This window comes from Pseudoflavitalea rhizosphaerae, assembly GCF_003991355.1.
GTDB classification, from domain to species: domain Bacteria; phylum Bacteroidota; class Bacteroidia; order Chitinophagales; family Chitinophagaceae; genus Pseudobacter; species Pseudobacter rhizosphaerae.
Map to the genome: position 1 here is coordinate 671,774 of NZ_RCSU01000001.1, position 20,690 is coordinate 692,463.

Consider the following 20,690-nt stretch of genomic DNA (forward strand, 5'->3'; position numbering starts at 1 on the left):
ATTTGAATGATTAGAATGTGATGTTCAATCCGAGCGTGAAGCTCATCGGCATGATGGATAATTCACTGTAAGGATCTTCCCCGATGGATTCCGGATCCGAGCCCAGGTACTTGCTGAACGTGAATGGATTATTAACGGTTCCGTACACACGAAGATTCTTCATTTTCACCCTTTTCAGTTTATCTGCATCGAAAGTATACCCGGCTGAAAGGTTCTGCACCTTCACGAATGTTCCTTTCACTTTACTCAGCACCTGTGTATGCAGTGATACGGCGCCAATGCCGGGATATTCGTTACTGGGATTGTCCGGCGTCCAGTAATTCACATCCAGTTTGTTCCAGTGCTCATTGTCCCAGGCGGTGAACATGAACGTGAAAGGATCATCATAGAGGCCGCCTTTGCGCACATACACGAAGGCTGACAGATCCCAGTTCTTCCAGGTGAAAGTATTGGTGATACCGCCTGTCCAGTCGGGATTTGGCGAACCGAGCACTTTCATATCGCGCTCATCGAAGGCGTTATCGTTGTTCCTGTCTTCGATCTTGATATGTCCCGGCGCTTTGCCGTAACGGGCGGCAGCATCTTTTTCACTGGTTTGCCAGATACCGGTGAAATTGAAATCGTAGATCACATTGATAGGCTGGCCAATGAACCAGCGGTTGGCAATATCATCTTTCTTATCGCCATAGAGGTCGCGGATCTTATTCCGGTTCCTGGAGAACGTTAGATCGGTCTTCCAGGTGAAGTTTTTAGTGGATACGTTCACGGTAGTAAGTCCAAGCTCGATACCTTCATTGGAAGTAGATCCTATATTTTCGAGAAAGGATTGATAACCGTTGATACTGGCTACTTTTCTTTCGAAGATCAGGTCGCGGGTGATGCGTTTGTAAACATCGAGCGTACCGCGGATGCGGTTGCGGAGAAATCCGAAATCCAGACCGGCATTGAACTCTGAGGTCATTTCCCATTTCAGGTTGGGATTGCCGATCTCGTTACCCAGGCCAAAACCCACGGTGCCTTTGTCGCCAAAAAGATAACGGCTCATCGCAAGACGGGTCCGGGTTACATCATGACGTACATTGTTGTTACCTGTAAGACCATAGCTCAGTCTGAGTTTGAGATCATTCACAAAGGATACCTCTTTCATAAACTCCTCTTCGGAGATCTGCCAGCCAATGGCCGCAGATGGCATCATTCCCCATCGGTTTGATTTAGCCAGACGGGAAGTACCATCATAGCGGGTAGTGAGGGTAAGCAAATATTTTCCCTGGTAGGTATAGTTCACACGGCCCATGAAAGAAACCATGGCAGACTCCCAATAATCGGATTCCACGCCAGTGATCTGGTCAGCAGTTTGAATGGCGTGCCAGCCTGAATTGTAGGGCAATCCTTCGCCGCGCATCCTGGAGCTCTCGTGCTGGTCCTGCTGAATGCTGAACAAACCGATGGCATGCAGTTTATGGTCTTTACCAATATTCTTTTTCCAGGTTACAATATTATCCCAGACCCAGTTGAAATTCTTGCCTGTTTCCTTGTAGGCATCAGGGGGATTCACACCACTCTTCGCCTGCGTATACAATCCTTTGAAAGTACCGTAGGTATAGGTATCATATTGACTGGCAAATTGTGATTTGAAACTAAGGTCTTTTATCGGCGATATTTCGATGTACCCTGAAATATTTGCGTAGTATTCTTCGCGTTCGCGGATATCGTTTTCCATATCGATGATCGGATTCACTTTGCTGCTGGTGGGCTGTACTTTAAACAGCCTGTTGCCATTCTCATCATAGGGGCTTACAATCGGCGGAATGAAAAAAGCATTCACCAGCGCTTCAGAGGAGCCTTCATCGATATTCACCTTTGAGCCGTAGGTATTGAAGCCCATTTTCACCTTGCTGCTCATGCGATGCTCCAGACCGAGATTGGCGGTCATTCTTTTGAAACCCTCACGACCGGTGATACCGTCTTCATCGAAATAACCAAGTCCAAAAGTGTAACTGGTTTTCTCCGATCCACCGGAAGCGTTCACACTGTGGCTATGGATCACTCCTGATTTGAGTACTTCCCTGGTCCAGTCGTAATACTCTCCAAAACGGACCCTGTCTTTTTCGGCGGCAGTGAGGAAATCAGGACGGGATAAGGAAGAAGGTCCGTATTTATTTGTCCAGAGTGCGATGCGGTAATCAACATATTCGAGGCCATTGCCTTCTGAACCGATCATATCAGGAATGCGGGCCGGCACTTTGATGCCTGCATAGCCATTGTAGTTCACATCGAAACCATCTTTCTTCTTTCCCCCTTTGGTGGTGATGATCACCACGCCGTTGGAACCACGGGAACCATAGATGGCGCTGCTGGAAGCGTCTTTCAGCACATCTATCGACTCTATATCTGAAGGATTCAGGTAGCGCATGCCATTGGTGGTGGGAATTCCATCGATCACATACAATGGCTCGTTGGAGAAATTGAATGAATTGGTGCCGCGAACCTGTACATTAAAGCCGGCTCCCGGTCTGTTGGAGGTCTTGAGTACATTCACACCGCTTACGCGTCCGTTGAGGGCCTGCGTGATATCCGGCATCATGGATTTTTCCAGGGTGCTTCCATCGATGGTCTGAATGGCGCCGGTAACATCCTTTTTGCGGATGGTGCCATAACCGATCACCACTACTCCTTCCATGGTGCTGGCGCTTACATCGAGTTTGATCTTGAGATCACCTTCTATATCCGCAACAGCGAGCGTTTGTGAAGCGAATCCCAGGAGGGAGATCTCCAGCTGTGCATTAATAGGCGCTGTGATAGAGAAGGCGCCAGAGGCGTCTGAAGTGGTACCGCGACTTGTGCCTTTGATACTGATGCTGGCGCCGGCAAGCGCTTTACCGGCAGTATCCAGGACTGTACCCTTTATATTCTTAGAGGCAGGCTGCTGCGCCAGCAATGCAGCAGGGCATAGCAGGCAAAGCAACAGCAATATATTGAAACAGCGTATACGCATGATAGTAATAAGTTTCATGATGAAGTCTTTACAAATTGAGAGGAAATCAAAGTGGCATCCATTTGTGCGATCCCTGGATCTTTGCAGTGAACCTGCCTGTTTTGTCCGGGATATTGGAAGGGTCAGCAGGCACTTTCAGGAAATCCCAGGCGCAAAGCAGGCCGGCTTCGGTGCCGGTTACATCGCCATTCATGAGTGTTTTGATCTGGTCCTGCGTTTTGGCTGCATTCCAGATCCTGAATTTTTTCATATAGCCCGTCATGCAGCGGGTAGGATGGTATGGGTCCATGAAGGCACGCATCTTTTTGCGGCTGCTGGGCAACATGGGCCTTGGGCTGCCTCCGCTGAGGATATCATTGTTCTTCTGCCAGAAAAGTTCCCCGTTCACGAACATCTTCATATGATAAGGTCTGTCTTCCCCTGCGCCGGCAGTAGCATTGATATCCCATACGAGCGCCACATGGTTCCATTCTCCATAATTGGTGGGATAGGCGCGGGCCTGTTCCAATACGCCGGAACCGCAGCCTATACTGGCGCGGAGATTTCCTGAACGCTGGTAGTGGATATTCCAGCCTTCGAATTTGTTGGGGCCATCAGGGCCTTCACTGGTAGTGCCCACAATGCTGGCCATTTCAAAATCGAGGAAGTTCTGATTGTACTTCACCCAGAGCTCCACGGTGAAAGTATTGGAGGCAGAGTATTCAGCATGATCGCCGAAGTCGATGCTTCCTTTCTGGTCCAGGCCGTTAACGAGTAGCTGTCCATCAGATCCGGCAGGGAGCGTGAAATTGTAAGAGCCCAGGAAACGTGTGATGGCCTGATCAGCCTTGAGGCAAACATTGTCCGCCTCATACTGCAAAACGAACCTGCCGGCCATGGCCTCAGACAGATTTGTTTTTGTTTCATCCAGAGTGGCCTGGAGATCGTCAACACTGGACTGAGGGAACATGTAATCATCTTCTCCTACCCTTGCGGTATCCAGGATGCTCCCCATCTTATCGATCTTTTCTTTGATACAATCGAACGAGAGCTCGCGGGTGGTGTTGAATTTCTTTTTACATCCGGAGGAGCCAATAATTACCGGAATGGCAAACACCCATAACAGGTAAGGCATCAGGGATTTTTTCATATAGCAATTATTTTGATGCAACTGGGGTTAAGGAGCCGCAATTACCCTGCGAATATTTTGATAAGACGATTAATAAAGGGGTTAAAAAAGGGATTAATACAGGGACTATTTCGCTAACCGCCTGGATTTTTAATCATTGGATGACAGATCAGTTTCCGGTAATGGCATTTTTTCAAATGGGATGGCGTAGGCAACACCTAATGATTTTTCATAATTTGAAGCGAAAGCCTCGTATTTTTTCCGGGCGCTTTCAGCTCCTTTCCATCTTTTCAAAGTAGCCAGTTCATATTGAATGGCCGGTTCATTGAAAGGGTCCATTTCCAACACCGTTTCTGATAACCTGATCACTGTTTTGTGATCCTGTAACTGATAGGCATCCTTCATCTTTATAAAAATGAAAGGCAGCACTTCATCCTCATAACCCTGCCGGAGGGGGTCGAGGGAGGGATCGTCCAGGTCTGTGAGCAGGTTGCCCCGGGTAAAGAGAGCGGTAATATCCTTTCCGGTATCCGATTTGATCTCTTTGAGCAGTTCAAGATAATCGCAGAAAACACGATCATCCATTTCAAAAACATAGCTGTCGTTCACAAATACGAGCCGGATGCCCTCCAGATCAGCCAGCGCATTCCTGAGATGATTGATATTGACCCCGCGAATATTCTTTGTTTTGACCACTTCCTTTTCCGGCCAGAGGGCCATGGAGATCTCCCGGGATGTGATGCCGCCTTTTCTTGTTTTGAGGAGTATGAGAACAAAGAGCTGGCGGATCTTTGGACTGAACAGGTATGTGATATCTGTTCCTTTTTTATCAAACACAGTGAGCGGACCTAAAATATAAATGGCGTTTTGTTGAATGCATCCGGGAGTCGACTGTTCTTCTCCTGCTTTCTGGATCTCCTGGCCGGTTTGCTGCACTTCTGTCGCCTTGTTTCCTTTTCTTTTTTTGCGGTTCAGGAAAAAGAGAATTCCGGACAACGCCGCCAGGCCTGCCAGTACGGCCCAGATGAGGCCGGAACGGGAACCATATTTTTCTTCTGCCGGCACTACCGGCGGATAAGCCAGCGACAATACTCTTATGTTCGAGCGTTGCGCATCGGCAAATTCCTGGACCACACAGTACATTTCTCCCGATTTGTTGTTCAGGTAAAGATTGATATCGGATTCTATTTTCTCGGAGATCAATGGTACACTGGAACTGACGATCTCATATGAACCATCGGCTATGGAAAACCGGTAGAGCTGAAGGGCCGTCCGGGAAATATGGTGCGGATAGCAGATCACATAAAAGTACTTTTTGTCCGGAGAAAGGATCAGGTTATTGGCCGGAACGAAATTGGAATCAGTGATTTTTCTCTCCCAGAGTTTTCGGATGGTCCTGTCTGTAAGATTGACCCTGTAGAGATCATAAGTATGCTTCCCTCCTACCACCTGTTGCCCGGAAGCATTCCCGAATCCTCCAAAAATGAAGACCTCATCCGGCTTTCCTGCATTGCCGGAAGCGGAAAAGAAACGGGGCGTGATGGAATCGCCCCTGAAGAGGGTACGTTCCCACTGGTCCTTCGTTTTATCATAACGGAAGAAAGTATTGAACCAGGAAAATGAGCCATAGCCGCCGAACAGGTAAAACTGTTTGGAAAGACTATCGAACAATATATTATGATGATGTCTTTGCTCCGGAATAAATGCTGTTCCTACTACTTTCCATTCAAGTGTTGAAAGATTCAGGGCGGCGATGGTGGGATCATCTTTTTGAACATCATTCGCTTCATATAAATAAATGCTGTTCTCCGAAGGAAGATAGATCGTTTTGGCCAGGATCATTCTCACAGGCAGCTCATTCAGGTATTTCACTTCTTTCAACTGGTCCTTTGTGATATCGTATACCTGCATGGAGTTCCGGCTGAGCATGTACAACCTGGAAGAATCAGGTACGTAACAAACACCTGTAACCTCATCAAACCTGCGCGCCACGCGCTCTTTCCAGAAAAAACTCTCATTGATGAGCCAGTTGGGAAAATCCACATGTCCCATCACTTTCCCTCCGGCGCTATGCACTTCATCTCCGCTCCATTCATTGAGCGGGAACCGGAAATCCTGGTCATCACCAGATACCCTCAGCTCCCTGATAGCCATGGCTGGCACATCATTGAGGTATTCAAATTTTCCGAAGAAGAGGCCTGGCCTCATGGTTTTGCCGAAGCCAAACCCTCCGGCCTTGTACAATTGGTTATTCACCCACATATGCATGCTGTCTGACTGAAGGAGGAAGTCCAGCCTGATGGTCATCCACTGTCTTTGCTGCAACTCTGAGGGAGTAAGCCTTATCCTGATCTTATTGCTTTCATTGCCGATATTCAGGTGCAGGTAACCGGTATCTTTTCCGGGATACAAATAGCTCAGTGTATAGAGGCGTCCGGCATCATCTTTCACCGTGAGCACATAGCCGAAGTGTTTCTTGTCCCAGATACTCAGGTCAAAACTGATGCTGAAATTATTATTGAACTGAGGAGGCTTGCTGAACACCTGGTATGCGGTGCGTTTGAGCAGGAGGCTATCGTTGGAATTGAAGAGAAGCCCCTGGGCCAGCAGGCAGGATGGCAGCAACAACAGCAGCACAACCAGGGCGCAGCCCAATTGGCGATACCGCATAGTGAACAAACCGGACAGGGTCAGAGGCAAATGACCAGGCTTCTCATAAAGCATACCTGCAAATAATTTTGGCGCAAAAATATGGCTCAAAGATGCTTAATTTGAAGCAGGTATTAGCGAAATATTAGTGCAACTTGTTCCGGAAACATAACAATCCTATGTAACAAAAGCGGACACAGTCATGATTTAGCGCCCTTCTATCTTCCTTATTATCAACAAATAAAGAGCATGGCATTGAGTTTGTTCACATAAAAACCGTTTTAAATCAAGCGTACACAATGCTGAGAAACTATTTCATAATCGCCTGGCGCAATATTATCAAGAATCGCTTTTATTCCACTATCAATGTGATTGGCCTCTCAGCAGGCATTGCCTTCACCTTGCTGGTAGCTGCGTTCATATGGAGCCAGTTGCAGGTGAATAAACACCTGAAAAATGCCAACAGGCAATACATCATACAGAGCAAATGGAAGGATCCCGGCATGGGCCAGGAACTGACCACCATCGAAAAACTACCGGAAGCGCTTAAGCGCGAATATCCCCACCTCGTAGCCAATTACTATCACTGGGATGGCGTTACCACTAATGTATCCAAAGGAGATAGGGTTTTCCGGGAAGGCTTGCAGGTGGGCGACAGCAGCTTTCTCTCCACCTATGGATTCAAGCTTCTTCATGGAAATGCATCCACCGCACTCGCCGATCCTTTCTCGGCAGTGATTACAGCAGAAAAAGCCAGAAAATATTTCGGCAGAACCGATGTAGTGGGCGAAACCCTCAGCATCGAAAACTTCTCCGGCTCAAAACATGATTTCATGATCACCGCTGTAATGGATGATCAACCTGCCAATTCCGTGATCACCGTGAACGATGACAATGCCAATGGCATCTTCCTGCCCTTTGCTACCTCCCGCTACCTCAACAGGCAGGTGGAAGGATGGGACAAATTCTACCTTGTGGGTTATGTGGAATTGCAGCCAGGTGTTCAGGCGGCCGAAGTGGACAGGGCCATGCTGCAACTGGTTAAATCACATGCACCGGCATACGCGGCGGAGAACCTGCAACCTTATGTGGTATCGCTCAAAGAATATTACCTGTCAGCCAATAATGGACTGATCAGGAAAATGCTCTATGCATTATCGGCCACAGCCATTTTCATTTTACTGATGGCCGTCATCAACTTCATCAATATGGCTGTAAGCCGCTCCTCATCACGTATGCGGGAGATCGGGATCAGAAAGGTGATGGGAGGATTGAAACAGCAACTGATCGGGCAATTCCTGGTGGAATCCATCCTGCTGGTTTTCTTTGCTATGTTACTGGCCTTGTTCCTCTATGTGGTAGCAACTCCTTTCTTCAATACGATGTTGGGAACTGAATTACCGGGATTAGGCAAATTCCCGGTATACTTTATCGCATACCCATTGCTGTTAACACTGGTAATTGGCATAATGGCGGGCATCTACCCTGCCTTCGTTCTCTCATCACTTAAATCAGTAGACGCAGTAAAAGGGAAGCTGGCCAGTATCAGGGAAAATATCCTGCTGCGCAAATCATTCCTGGGTTTCCAGTTCCTGACCGCTGCCGTTGTATTGATTGCAGCCTATATCATCAACCAGCAGATGAACCTGTTCTTTGGCCGCAGCCTTGGTTTCGATAAAGAATTTGTGATCGCTGCGCAGGCGCCCAGGAACTGGTGCGCTGAAGGCGTTGAAAAAATGGAAAATATCCGTAAACGATTTGAATTGATGCCACAGGTGCAAAATATTTCGCTCTCCTACGAAGTGCCTGATGGAAAGAATTCCGGCACCATCGATATGTACAATGCCGGTGCAGACTCCACTTCATTCAGCACCGCTCAAACGCTTTTCACGGACGAGCGCTATGCGCAAACCTACAATATCCCCATGGCCGCCGGTGTATTCTATTCCGCTGACGGTTTTGCTACAGATCCTTTGAAAATAGTAGTGAATGAATCGCAGGCAAAAGCACTGGGCTATGCTCAGGCTGCTGATGCAATTGGAAGACAGGTGAAATTGGCAGGATGGCAACAGATCTTCACCATTGCCGGAGTTACAAAAGATTTCCATTTCGGCTCCATGCAGCAGGCCATTCAACCAGCCGCCTTCTTCCAGGTGAAACTGATCTCAGTATACCGTTACTTTTCATTCAAGATCAAACCGGGAAGTATTGCAAATTGTATTGAAGCGCTGGAAAGAGAATGGGCCGCACTGATGCCGGGATCTGCATTCGAATACCAGTTCATGGACGACAGACTGAAGTTGCTTTACAAATCCGAGTTGCGATTGCAGAAAGCTTCCATGGCCGCCACTGTGCTCTCTGTGATCATTGTGTTACTGGGAGTAACCGGACTGGTTTCTCTCAGTGTTCAGAAAAGGACGAGAGAGATCGGAGTGCGAAAAGTGCTGGGCTCACCGGTAAGCAGTATCATTCGCTTATTCCTGAAAGAATTCCTTGGCGTGATGCTGATCGCCTGCATAGCAGCCTGCCCGATCGCTTTCCTGATGATGCAAAAATGGCTGAACGGTTATGCATACAGGATAGATATTACAGTTCTGCCATTCCTTGTCTGCATCGGCAGCCTGCTGGTGGTAACCGCCTTGCTGATCATTGCACAAACCATCAGGGCAGCAATGGCCAACCCGGTAAACGGTTTAAAAACAGAATAAAAAAATCCCGGCGAACCGGGATCATCCATTCTACACATATCACCATTTTTATAGAGTACCTATTGCAGGGCAGCTTTCTTGTTTGCATTCAGAAAATAGACCCAGCCATTGAGCGACAGGAAGCCTGCTACCGTCAGCAAGGCCGACAGCACGTATTCACTTTGACGGAAAAGAATAAAACTTGCAATACCTACAGCTACAATGAGTATGAAAGTAATAAAGGAGATAAACGTTTTCATATGCTTCCATTTTTTCAGTTATTGAATGAGCACATTTACTTCTTTGACTGAAAAAGGGAATGAAGTTTACTAAAGAAAACCTATCGTTTATTTAATGAAATGTGAATGAGCGGGACTGCCAATACCTGGAAGACTATTCTTCACGGGCCTTAACCAAAAAAGCGAAAAGAAAAAAGAAATAAGGGGATTGGGGAGGATGGCTGTTTGAAATCGCTTCAGAAAAAAAGGCGCCTCAACCAATGAGGCGCCTTTCGCATTCCTGCCTGAAGAAGGGAGGCCGTTAAAACAAAACAGCCTCTTCTTGTAAAACTGCGTGTTTGCTATCTGGTTATTTCCGCAGGGTCCCGTAAAAGAATATGCTCGGATCAGCAATGCTGTATAGTCCGCCCAGGTTGGTTACATTGGGGTTTGAACTGGTTACATAATCGATCCTGAATGGTCCGGCATTAATAAAGAAATTCTGAACATCGATCAACTGAGGTATGCGCGGCGACCAGTTGCCATCGTATGTAAAATTGGACAGCGTGATCACCCCATCTTCATACGTGTATTTGAATGTGCCTACCGCACTGAATGTGGAAGACCCGTTATTGCTTCTGACCGTGAGGGTGGCATTGGTTGAATTAGCCAGGATGAACCTGAAATCTACAATGGTCCTCGGCGGATTCAATTGAGCGAACTTAGTAACGGCCGATTGCCATATCGAATTGAATCCGGATGTTACGCCTGCAGGCAATACACCGGTTACAAACAATTCCTTGTAAGTACCATTGTAAGCAAAGAGCAACGGCATTGGCAGGATTGGCAGCGTATGCTGGCTCACTGTGTATTTGGCGCCGGTAGTAGTGTACAGCACCAGTTCACCGTTCTCCAGCTTTGCTTTTGAAAAGCTGATACCTGCCACTTCAAAACCGGGAGCAATATTCAGTCCGATATCTTCGAAATTGAATTTACCATTGCTTTGCACCACTCCACCTTCATTATTTACATACTGGAACTTTACGGCTTTCGCCAGGTAGTCGTAAATAAATTCCACTTTGTTGCCGATGCCATCGATGTTGATATAATTATTGCTCTTCTCTGCAAAGAACTGGTTGAAAGCATCCACATTATCTTTGTAAGCACTGCTTAAGAAGCGAGCCTTTTCATCTGCCGTGGCTTTCACCAGGAACATATCATTCCTGTATTTGAACCCTTTCATTTTCACCGTATCTCCGCTGGTGCCCTGGTATTCCCATTCCACATCACTCTTTAAACCAGATCCTGAAGCGCCTCCATAGGAAGATGGTGAAGGGTCCTGCAGCATGGAGATATAATTATAGGTATCGAAGATCAGCGTGGCATTCATCACCCATTTGATACGCCAGGTGGATGTATTGGTAGTAGTAGTGGTGCTGGCATTGAGATCGGCCACCATCGATACATTGTCCTTTTTGAAATCCATATAGAAGCCATATCCACCTTTGGCCGTAGTAGTGAGCGACACTTTCCAGCCATTGGGCGCGCTCAGCAGAAGATCATTGAGCTCATCGATACGGGACCCCATTCTTTCTTCCGGACTTTCATCAAATACCCTGGCCGTATCTTTTTTACAGGCAGTGAACAGCAATGCCGCCGAAAATATATAAAGCAGTTGTTTCATGATTTTACTTTTTTAGAATTTTCCATAGAAGTAATTGTCCGGTTCGTCTTTCACATAAAATCCTCCATAACGCAGGTAATTCTTTGGACCTGCATCAAGGGGTATCCAATCGGCTTTGAACACATGTGATTCCAGGTAATCCAGCATCGGCTTGTATCCTTTTAGTACTGAGACTATGCGTCCATTACCATACTGACCTTCAGTGCCCCCGTTATCGAAACGTGTGAATACGATATCCCCGTCTGCATTGATACTGACATTGAAATCATACCAGGCGGTGAATGGACTATTGGCAGAGCTGAGGTAGTTCTGCTGCAGCTGCATTACTGTATTGGAAAGAAATACCACATTGAAGTTGGAAGCTTTCCGGCCGCTCAATGCAATACTGTCTTTCACCGCCTGCCATATTTCCGCAAACTTTTCAGACTGACCGAATTCCACATAATGCGGGCCATCATCAGGCGCCACATTGAATGGTATTGTTACCTGGTTATTCCGGATGGCATAGGTGAATGACTTGGTCTGATCGTTATACACTTCAGTCAATACTTTAGATACTTCATATTGCAGCTCACGGAAATTGATATTGAAGTTCTGCCTGAAATAATCCACTACCAGGGCTTCTTTCTTTTTCAGTTTCGCCTGACCATCGGCGCCTGCTGCTTTTGCATAGGCTTCAAACCAGAACTGGCCTTCGATCAGCAGATGGGCTGTCATTTCTGCAAAGTCTTCCGTAAATGAACTTCTCGCATACCTGGATACAAAGCCCAGGCGTTGTGCATCGGCGGCAGTATTGGCGGAAGCCGTCCAGTCCTCATTATAGTCTGATTTTGTCACCAATCTGAAATCCGGCTGGATATCGATGATCTGGTTAAGGATATGCGTGAACTCGTGGTGGATGGTGCGCATCTTGCGGCTCACCTGTGCGGGGTCGCTGAAGTTGAGATCATTGAGCTCATACAATACAACCCTGCGGCCACCGTCTGCTGTTCCCAGCACGATGGTACCATTTGAGTTGTAAGACGGAGATCCGTACAGCACGAATTGTTTCGGCGTATATCTTCTGATAAAAGAAGCGCCGGCTACTTTCTCATAAGTTTTAAGAAATATATTGATGATGGCTTCCGCCGTCGGTTTCACTTTCTCAAGCTTTACCGGTGCAATGTCACGCGCCACATCTGTGAGGCTCCTTTCAAACCTGTACACCAGCTCGATATTATAAGGACTGGTCATATTGGTGGCAATCCAGGCGTCTATCTCTGCATCTCCCTGAATATTCAGCTTATACCTGTCCATATCCACCTCTAGCGAATCGGATTTCCTGCATGACTGTGCATTGAGCAGCACAAGTCCTAATAAACATGCATTGAAAATATGTTTCAGTTTCATTGTTAACGGGGATTTAATGGTAAACCAGAGAGTTTCACTTCCTGCGGCAACTGGAACATCCTGCGCGGATCACCCGGCTTCAGTTCAGTAAATGTTTCTGTACCGTTGCCATCGATATGATTGTGCCTCACAGTTATCTTGTGACGGAGAATATCCATCCAGCGAATACCTTCCAGGAGAAATGCTTTTTTCTTGGTGTCGAGGAGAGCTGCCATCATAGCTTTATCATCATCTTCTTCACCTGTGAATGTTTTCGCCTTTTCTACAGTGATGCCATGAGCAGAAACGGTAAATCCGGAAATGCGTGCTCTTGCAAAATCATTCATATCGTTGATGGCATGGGTATAGCTCTTCTTATGAAGGTAAGCTTCTGCACGGTTGATCAATACTTCATCTACTGAGAACAACGGCATCATGATATAGGGCTGTCCAGTATTCTGCTGCACATTGGTGATATGAAAATACTCAAGATATTTACCGGGATTATAATTGGGCGCGGTCCAATGGTAAAGTGTAGTTCTGAATATTGGTCCGAATACAGTAGGGCCTGACCAGTTGGCTTTCACCTGCTCACCAAATCCATAACGATTGGCGCCTGCGCCGGTACTGCGATGGTAAGTTGAATAAGTATTTGCGATCAACAGGTTGAAGGGAGCTTCTGCTTTCGTGAACATCTGCCTGATCTCATCACTGTTCCAGCTGGCCATGGTACCAGTGTATTGCCTGAGATTATTGTAAAAATTGCCTTCAGGAAAAACCGCTGTGGCATGTTCAATTACTTTATCCCAATCGCCTTTGAAAAGATAGAACCTGGCAGCAAAAGCATGTGCGGCCTGTGGAGTGAAATGATATTTCGGAACTGTCCATGCACCTGCCTTGAGCAGGGCAAGTCCGTCTGTAAGATCTTTTTCTATTTTTTCATATACTCCTTTCACTGTTCCCCTGTCGTATTTGGCAAACACTTCGGTTTCCGGTGTAGTTACATAGGGAACACCCATTCCTTCATTTGCGCCTCCGGGTTCGTAAGAAGCTGCAAAATGCATCACGAGCATATGATGAGCATAAGCGCGCGCAACAAGTGCTTCTCCTTTGTACACGTCAGCCTTCGTACCCATATTATGTTCTTCGATGGCCTGCAGGGCATGGTTAGCCGAAGCGATAGCTGAATAACAGGCGTTCCAGTATTCTGCCGGCGTGCTGTTACCCGACCCTGAAGGATCGAGCCAGAAATAGAGATCAACCATCGGCTGGTTCTGGTTGGACGACAATGCCGCTGTTCTGTCTTCCGAATTATCGGAAGCAGATTCATTGAACAGGTAATGTCTTCCGGGATAGGCTGAGACCAGCAGTCCGGCTACTTTTTCCACCGTATTTATTTCTGCCCTGTTATCGGGGTTCTCATCCAGGTATTTGTTACAGGAGGAAAACAAGGCCCCGCATGATAACAGTGTTCCTAAGATTATATTCCTTTTCATCAATAAGTCAGTTTAATTGTTTGCTGTCTGTTTTCGATTCACCATTAAATTCCCAGCTTCACAGCCAGCGTGTATTGTTTAGGGATCGGCATGGCCACACCACCGTTGTTGAAAAACTCGGGATCTGCGCCATATAGGTTTTTATCTGAATACAGGAGCGCAATATTGTTGCCCACCAGCGAGATCTGCATGCTTCTCAGTTTCAGGCGCTGCAACAGTTTGGCGGGGATCTCGTAATCCACGGAAACCCTTTTCAGACGGATGAAATCACCCTTCGCTACTGATTCGGTAGAATAGTTGTACGCGTTATAAGGATATTGTCCGGATACAACGGAACCGCCATTCTGAACAGCATTGTCCACATGGTACACACCAATCAGGGATGGAATATTGGTTCGTTTCTCATCTCCTGAAACCAGCCACCTGTCGTACATCCTGTTACTCATCGTATACATATCGGAGTACCTTGAAGCAAATGCGGGTTGCAGCCTTACATAGTTGCCGGCAGCAAAAGTGATGAGTGTTGAGATCGAAAATCCTTTGTATGAAAAATGATTATAGAAACCGCCGGTAAGAGTGGGATCTGTTGGACCATGGTACACTGTGTAGTTCTGGTCTTCATCCTGGAGACGCACATAAGTGGTTGTGCCTTTTCCATCGGCTGTATAGAAAACAGGATATCCATAAGTGGGGTCCAGTCCTGCAAAAGGAATGGAATACAGTCCGCGTTGTGAATTGCCCATTCTCATACCGCCTTCCGCGCGTACATTGGTCCAGATATTGGGATTGATCTCCAGGTTGGTGATCTCATTTTTGTTCACGGCGAAATTGAATTGCGTTCTCCAGCGAAAACCGCCCTTGATATTTACTGGATTACCGGCTACGGTGAATTCAAAACCATGTGCTTTCATATCCGCATAGTTGGCAGTTTTTGTGAACTGTCCGCCAATACCGGAAGTGTTGAGGCTACCGATCAGGTCGAAAGAATTACGTTTGTACCAGTCGATGGTAAAATCCACTTTATTGAAAAGAGAGAAGTCGGTACCGATATTGAGTTCGTACATTTTTTCCCAGGTCAGGCCGGAGTTTTCGAGACCGCTGATATAGATGCCTGATTCTTTTTCAGTTTCATATGGGCGGCGTGCCACCTGGTTGTAGAAAACGGCTGCGGAGTTGCTGGCGCTGCCGATGCTAGCCGTCATACCATAAGTACCACGGATAGTGGCGCCGGAAAGGATCCTGCTGACGCGATGATTGAAGAATGGCTCATTATCGATATGCCAGGCGCCTGAAATATTCCAGGTGGGCAGCCATCTGGCCACTCTCGATTTTCCCATTTTATTGGAACCATCGTAACGGAAAGTTCCGTTAACGCTGTATTTATCTTTATAGGCATATGCCGCACGGCCCATGAAGGCCGCAAAGCGGTCACTGGTTGTATACATTCCGAAATAGGGATCACCACCTTCGATCATTTTTTTGAAGTAGCGGTAATTCGGATTTACGAGACCGCCGCTTTCGTATTGATAACCGATACCTTCATAGTTTGAATTCTGACGGTCCGTACTGCGCACTTCCATCGAACCAAAAACATTGAGGCGATGATCATCACGGAAAGTATTATCATATTCCAGGTTCTGCCTGAAATAAAAATTCTTCAGGTTATCAACTGTGGTATTGAAGAATCCACCTTCCGGCAATACTACCTGTGGTAAAGAATTGAGATCATCCGGATCTGTGTAGAGGTTGGTATTGTCCTTTGAAATGGTAGCATCGTAATCCGCACGGAAAGACTCGGCCATATTCGATTTGTCTTTCACGTAGTGATGACGCGTATTAGTTGCATAGCGGAAAGCTCCGTCGATGGAGTATTCGAGTTTACGCAGCACTTTATACTTGAGGCCCATCTGCACCTGCAGATCAATGCCTTTCAGGGTCAGGTAATTGTTATCGAGCTCACTTAAAATATTGAATGGAGCAAAATTCCTGACAAAATATTCCCTCTCACCGTTCTGGTCATACGCAGTCATGAGACGGCTGGTGTTCAGCGCGTAGGAATAAGGGTTGATATCAAAATCACGTGAATACAAACCATACACGGGATCGGAGGTCCTGGTAAGCGTACCGGGTGTACGCTGGTCCCTGATGGATCCGTTCACCAGTACTTCTCCACGGAACTTCTCATTAAGGCGGAAGTTGTTACGGAATTTAGCGGTGTAACGACTTACATTATCGCCAAGCGTCATACCATTATCCTTCATCATTGAAGTGGAGAAATAGGTCTGCGAATTCTGAGAACCTGAACTAACGCTGAGAGAATGCTCCTGCAGCAGGGAGTTACGGAAAAGGATATCGAACCAGTCAGTATTGGCTTTGGCATATCTTTCCAGGAAATTGAGGATATCCTGCTCTGTATTCTTTTGTTTGAACTCTCCTGTTACTTCGTCCTCTTCATACATCAGATTGTACATCTTGTAGAAGATGCCACCATCCTTTCCTCTTGAGCTGGCGCTGTGATTGTAGTATCCTTTCTCTTTCAGCTCCATCAGTACCGAGAGCTGATCGGCCGAATTCATGATATCGAACTGATCGTAAGTAGGTTTAAGATAAGTGGTAAATGTTCCTGAATAATTGATCTGGGGTTTACCGTTGGTATTCCTTCCTTTTTTAGTGTTCACCACTATTACACCATTCATGGCGCGTGCGCCGTACATGGCTGTAGCGGCAGCGTCTTTAAGGATGGTGAAAGATTCGATATCATCCGGGTTGATACCAGCCACGGAAGAACCGATCAGCGTATTGGCATCACCGGTAGAGAGGGCTTCATTGGAGATATTCACCACATCTTCCAGGATGATCCCATCCACTACCCAGAGTGGCTTGTTCTCGCCGGAAAGTGAAGTGGCGCCGCGGACGCGGATCTTAGGCGCAGCACCGAAGGTTCCGGACACGTTCTGTACGCTCACACCGGCCACCTGGCCTTCCAGCATACGAGAAACATCCGGAACACCGCTCCGTTCTGCATCTTTTGCATTCACTTTGGAAGAAGCGCCGGTAAAGAGTTTGCGGTCAACATTCTGATAACCGGTCACCACTACTTCAGACAGTTTCGATTCGGCGGGGCTAAGCTCAATACTCAATACAGTGGTAGTGGGGGTAAGTTTCACTTCTTTGGTGGTGAATCCCACGGCGCTGAAAACGAGGGTGGCTTTTTCATTCACGCCCCTCATTTCGAACTTCCCGTCTTTATCAGTGGTGGTACCTGTGTTGGTGCCTTTGATCACGATAGACACGCCCTGGATGGGATTGCCTTCGGAGGATCTCACTACACCGCTCACATTGATATTATCGGAAGCCGGGGAAACGGAAAGGGGAACAACAGCTTGCTGCTGTGTTTTAACCGGCTTGATCACCACACTGCTGTCAACGATGGTGTAGGTCAGCGGTTGTCCGGCGAGCGTCAGCTTCAATGCCTGCTCCAGTGGGGCATTGGTTACGGAAACAGTCACTTTGCGGGCATGCTGCAACATCTGCATGTTGTAGACGAACTGGAATCCGGTTTGTTTTCGCATTTCGAGGAAAACCTTTTCCAGTTCGGCATTCCTGAGATTGATCGTCACATTCTGAGCCCAGCCGGCGGCTGAGGACTGGAGAGTAGCCACGATTGTCAGCAATAAAATCAGCCTCATGATCAATAGAGTTTTGGCCGGAAGCCGCCCACGCATAAAAGGGCCACTCCCATAAGCAGTAATTGTCATACTTTTGGAATGTTTGGTTAACGTTTACTGAGTGATACCAGCGAATGTTCGATCCAACAGCTTGCCGGTAATGCGTCAACATTACCGGCTTTTTTTACGGATCGTTTTTCTACTTTTTTTTGGTCTTTTTCATTTATAAATTGACTTTCTCATGTATCAATGAACAATGATCGTATTGCCTTCCATAGTGAATTCTACAGCCCCGGTGAGTTCAAGCAGGCTGAGCAGTTTGGAGAGTTTGTCTTTGCGGGATACAGTGCAGGTGAAATCCATATTCACCACATTCCCCCTGTATTCCACATCAACATTGTACCATCTTGAGATCTGGCGCATGATCTGCCTGATATTGGCGCCATTGAACCAGGTCTTGCCATTCTTCCAGGCGGTTTCCTCCGCCACATCCGCCTTTTCCACAAAGAGATGGCCATTCCCGTTATTGAATACGGCGTGCTGGCCGGGTTGCAGCAGCTGATCGTTACTACCGGTGGCGGATACGCGCACACGCCCGGATACGAGCGTAGTGACCAGTTCGTCCTCATCTTCATATCCATTGACATTGAACTGGGTTCCGAGTACGGTAACATTTACACCCCTGATCTTTACTTCAAAGGGATGTTTGCTATCTTCCGTCACTTCCATATACGCTTCACCTGTAAGCTCCACTTCGCGTTTGCTGCCGGAGAATACAGTGGGAAAGCGAATGGATGAAGCGGCATTGAGCCACACTTTGGTGCCGTCTGACAGTGTAACGGTGAATTCGCCGCCTTTGGGTGTGCTTATTTTGTTGTACGTAACAGTTCCTGCATTTGCCTGCGCCTGGTAGGCCAGTTCGCCATTAGCGAGTTGCACAACGGAGCCGCCCTGGGTGGAGATCACACCATTGCCGGCACTGTCCAGTTCAACGAATGAATTATCACCCAGTGTGAGAATGGCCGTGTTGCGGCCGGGGTCCTTTTCAGGAATCGCTTTCCGGGTAGCGGCAATGCGGGCCGGCTCGTCCTTTTTATTGCGGGAAAGATAGAACCAGGCACCTATGCTGAGCAGCAATATAACTGCTGCTGCGGCCCCGATCCAGAATCGTGGGCGAATCCTGGATGCAGGCCCGATGGTAGTAATGTTTGTTTTATCTGATGATATGATCTTACCGAATGTACCGGTATTGGAGTTGCTGGTACTGACGAAGCCGGAAGCCCGTTCCTGTTGCATCAGGCTGGTAATATATTCCACCAGCTCTTCCCTGTTGGGGCTTGACAACAATATTTCCAGTTCTACTTTTTCATCACTGGTGATATTGCCTTCAGCGAATTGTTTTAATAAGTAGTTGATCCGGTTTTGGTCCATTACCTGGAGTTAATAGTAGTTAGTAAAGACACAGCTTCAACACGTCTTCCTAAAATAGACCGGCCCCGGAAAAGAACGTCACGAAAAAAATCAGGAATTTTTTAAAAAAATTTGAGAGAGAGTAAAGACAAAAGAATAAAAATGGAAACCGGCCCGTAACCCGAAGCGATCAGCTCTTCCCTGATCTCGCGGAGCGCCAGCGATAACTGGTTCTTCACGGTGCCCACCGGCATATCGAGATGCGCTGCGATCTGTGCGGGTTTCATATCCAGTTCCCGGTTGAGCCGGAACACTTTCCTTCTCTGTTCAGGCAGGTTATTCAAAGTACGGTGGATACAATTGTGGATCTCCTGCAGGCGGGTACGCTCGGAGGATGAGACCAACCCGCTGCCATGCAATGCTTCTCCAAATGAGTCCCTTCGTTCACGCTGTTTCAGTTCTCGCTCCACATGGTCCAGGTAAACCCTTGAAGCGATCCGGTAGATCCATCCGGCTATATTCCCGATCTCCTGCAGACGGTCGCGGTTCACCCAAACCCTGATGAAAGTTTCCTGCAGGATATCTTCCAGTTCAGTGTCAGACCTTGTATATTTTAAGAGGAATGGACGCAGCAGCCCGGAATAGTGCTGGTAAAATTCATGGAATGCCTTCTCATCGCCATCGGAAATCTTAGGCAAATCTATCTTCTCATGGTATGGGGTTCCAGGCGGCAATTGCGATGGGTTGAGGTGCAAATATGCAGAAAAGGAAACATTTTTCCCACCCGGAATACGCCAGGTATCCAAACTAACTGACAAACCTTTCTTGTATCAATAGACAGGTTTCCTTCCGGCAGCATTTCACAAACAAAAGAAACCAACCTTAAAATACTGAAAGACTAAAAACTTACCAGCCCCTGATCGCTCCGCCCCTGAATACTTTTTCGGCAGCTTTCACCACGGCGGAAGCAGCAATACTTTGATAACGATCTGCAATGGACCCGCTTTCATTGCCCCGGCTGTTTCGATCAGCCCCTACATCATTTCCGGGAGACTGTTCTCCACCAGCCAACAATAACGGAACAGTGGTATCAGGCATATCCTTTAATTGCGTTTTTTATTTTTCGCTTATTAAAATACTGCACAGCTTTTTCATTGTCCACCACGGTCCCTTTCAGGTGCAATAGTAATTTTCCAAAACTGGCTTTGCCCAGGTATTCAATATCGGCCTTTACCAGTTTGTAAGGGATCCTGAACTGATTGTAAACAGTATCTATCAATTCATCGAAAGAGATATTTCCTGTGAGCTCCAGCTCTATTAATGGAGATAATCCCTCAGCATATTCCTGTTGCAATTGCTGGTGTAATCCTTGCGGCACTGTCATGACTTTTGTATTGACAAATTGTT

13 protein-coding genes are annotated in these 20,690 nt (G+C 47.1%); 1 reads left to right on the top strand and 12 read right to left on the bottom strand.

Annotated elements, in window-relative coordinates; genetic code table 11:
* Positions 1–10: 10 nt before the first annotated feature.
* The 3 genes from D9Y29_RS02450 to D9Y29_RS02460 form a co-directional block, all read right to left on the bottom strand.
* The gene (locus tag D9Y29_RS02450) at positions 11–3,013 is read right to left on the bottom strand and encodes a SusC/RagA family TonB-linked outer membrane protein (RefSeq protein WP_127124842.1); all 3,003 of its coding nucleotides are present in this window, start codon (positions 3,011–3,013) and stop codon (positions 11–13) included.
* 28 nt (positions 3,014–3,041) lie between these two features.
* Positions 3,042–4,124: a LamG domain-containing protein gene (locus D9Y29_RS02455; protein WP_206513689.1), complete on the bottom strand. Its 1,083-nt coding sequence runs from the start codon at positions 4,122–4,124 to the stop codon at positions 3,042–3,044.
* A 129-nt stretch (positions 4,125–4,253) separates the two neighbouring features.
* The gene (locus D9Y29_RS02460; protein ID WP_127124843.1) at positions 4,254–6,863 is read right to left on the bottom strand and encodes a Kelch repeat-containing protein; all 2,610 of its coding nucleotides are present in this window, start codon (positions 6,861–6,863) and stop codon (positions 4,254–4,256) included.
* 188 nt (positions 6,864–7,051) lie between these two features.
* Between D9Y29_RS02460 and D9Y29_RS02465 the strand changes: the two genes are divergently transcribed.
* Positions 7,052–9,460, top strand: a complete 2,409-nt coding sequence (locus tag D9Y29_RS02465; RefSeq protein WP_127124844.1) for an ABC transporter permease — start codon at positions 7,052–7,054, stop codon at positions 9,458–9,460.
* Positions 9,461–9,519: 59 nt separating this feature from the next.
* Here D9Y29_RS02465 and D9Y29_RS02470 read toward each other — a convergent pair whose 3' ends face one another.
* The 9 genes from D9Y29_RS02470 to D9Y29_RS02510 all read right to left on the bottom strand — a co-directional run bounded on the left by D9Y29_RS02470 (position 9,520) and on the right by D9Y29_RS02510 (position 20,667).
* Complete coding sequence (locus D9Y29_RS02470) at positions 9,520–9,699, bottom strand: hypothetical protein (protein WP_127124845.1); 180 nt, start codon at positions 9,697–9,699, stop codon at positions 9,520–9,522.
* Positions 9,700–10,027: 328 nt separating this feature from the next.
* On the bottom strand, positions 10,028–11,341 hold the full coding sequence (locus D9Y29_RS02475) for a DUF4302 domain-containing protein (RefSeq protein WP_127124846.1): 1,314 nt from the start codon (positions 11,339–11,341) through the stop codon (positions 10,028–10,030).
* Positions 11,342–11,353: 12 nt separating this feature from the next.
* A complete protein-coding gene (locus D9Y29_RS02480; RefSeq protein ID WP_127124847.1) occupies positions 11,354–12,730 on the bottom strand; it encodes a substrate import-associated zinc metallohydrolase lipoprotein in 1,377 nt (458 codons plus the stop codon).
* Positions 12,731–12,732: 2 nt separating this feature from the next.
* Entirely contained in the window at positions 12,733–14,205 is a 1,473-nt protein-coding gene (locus D9Y29_RS02485; RefSeq protein WP_127124848.1) for a RagB/SusD family nutrient uptake outer membrane protein, read from the bottom strand.
* 44 nt (positions 14,206–14,249) lie between these two features.
* Positions 14,250–17,894: a SusC/RagA family TonB-linked outer membrane protein gene (locus D9Y29_RS02490; protein ID WP_241237830.1), complete on the bottom strand. Its 3,645-nt coding sequence runs from the start codon at positions 17,892–17,894 to the stop codon at positions 14,250–14,252.
* A gap of 225 nt (positions 17,895–18,119) precedes the next feature.
* Positions 18,120–19,304 carry a FecR family protein gene (locus D9Y29_RS02495; RefSeq protein ID WP_127124849.1) on the bottom strand — a complete coding sequence of 395 codons (1,185 nt, stop codon included), beginning with the start codon at positions 19,302–19,304 and terminating at the stop codon, positions 18,120–18,122.
* Positions 19,305–19,405: 101 nt separating this feature from the next.
* On the bottom strand, positions 19,406–19,981 hold the full coding sequence (locus tag D9Y29_RS02500; protein ID WP_164735210.1) for an RNA polymerase sigma factor: 576 nt from the start codon (positions 19,979–19,981) through the stop codon (positions 19,406–19,408).
* A gap of 208 nt (positions 19,982–20,189) precedes the next feature.
* Positions 20,190–20,381 carry a hypothetical protein gene (locus tag D9Y29_RS02505; protein ID WP_127124851.1) on the bottom strand — a complete coding sequence of 64 codons (192 nt, stop codon included), beginning with the start codon at positions 20,379–20,381 and terminating at the stop codon, positions 20,190–20,192.
* Complete coding sequence (locus D9Y29_RS02510; RefSeq protein WP_127124852.1) at positions 20,374–20,667, bottom strand: NIL domain-containing protein; 294 nt, start codon at positions 20,665–20,667, stop codon at positions 20,374–20,376. The genes D9Y29_RS02505 and D9Y29_RS02510 overlap by 8 nt, the downstream gene beginning before the upstream one ends.
* Positions 20,668–20,690: the final 23 nt, after the last annotated feature.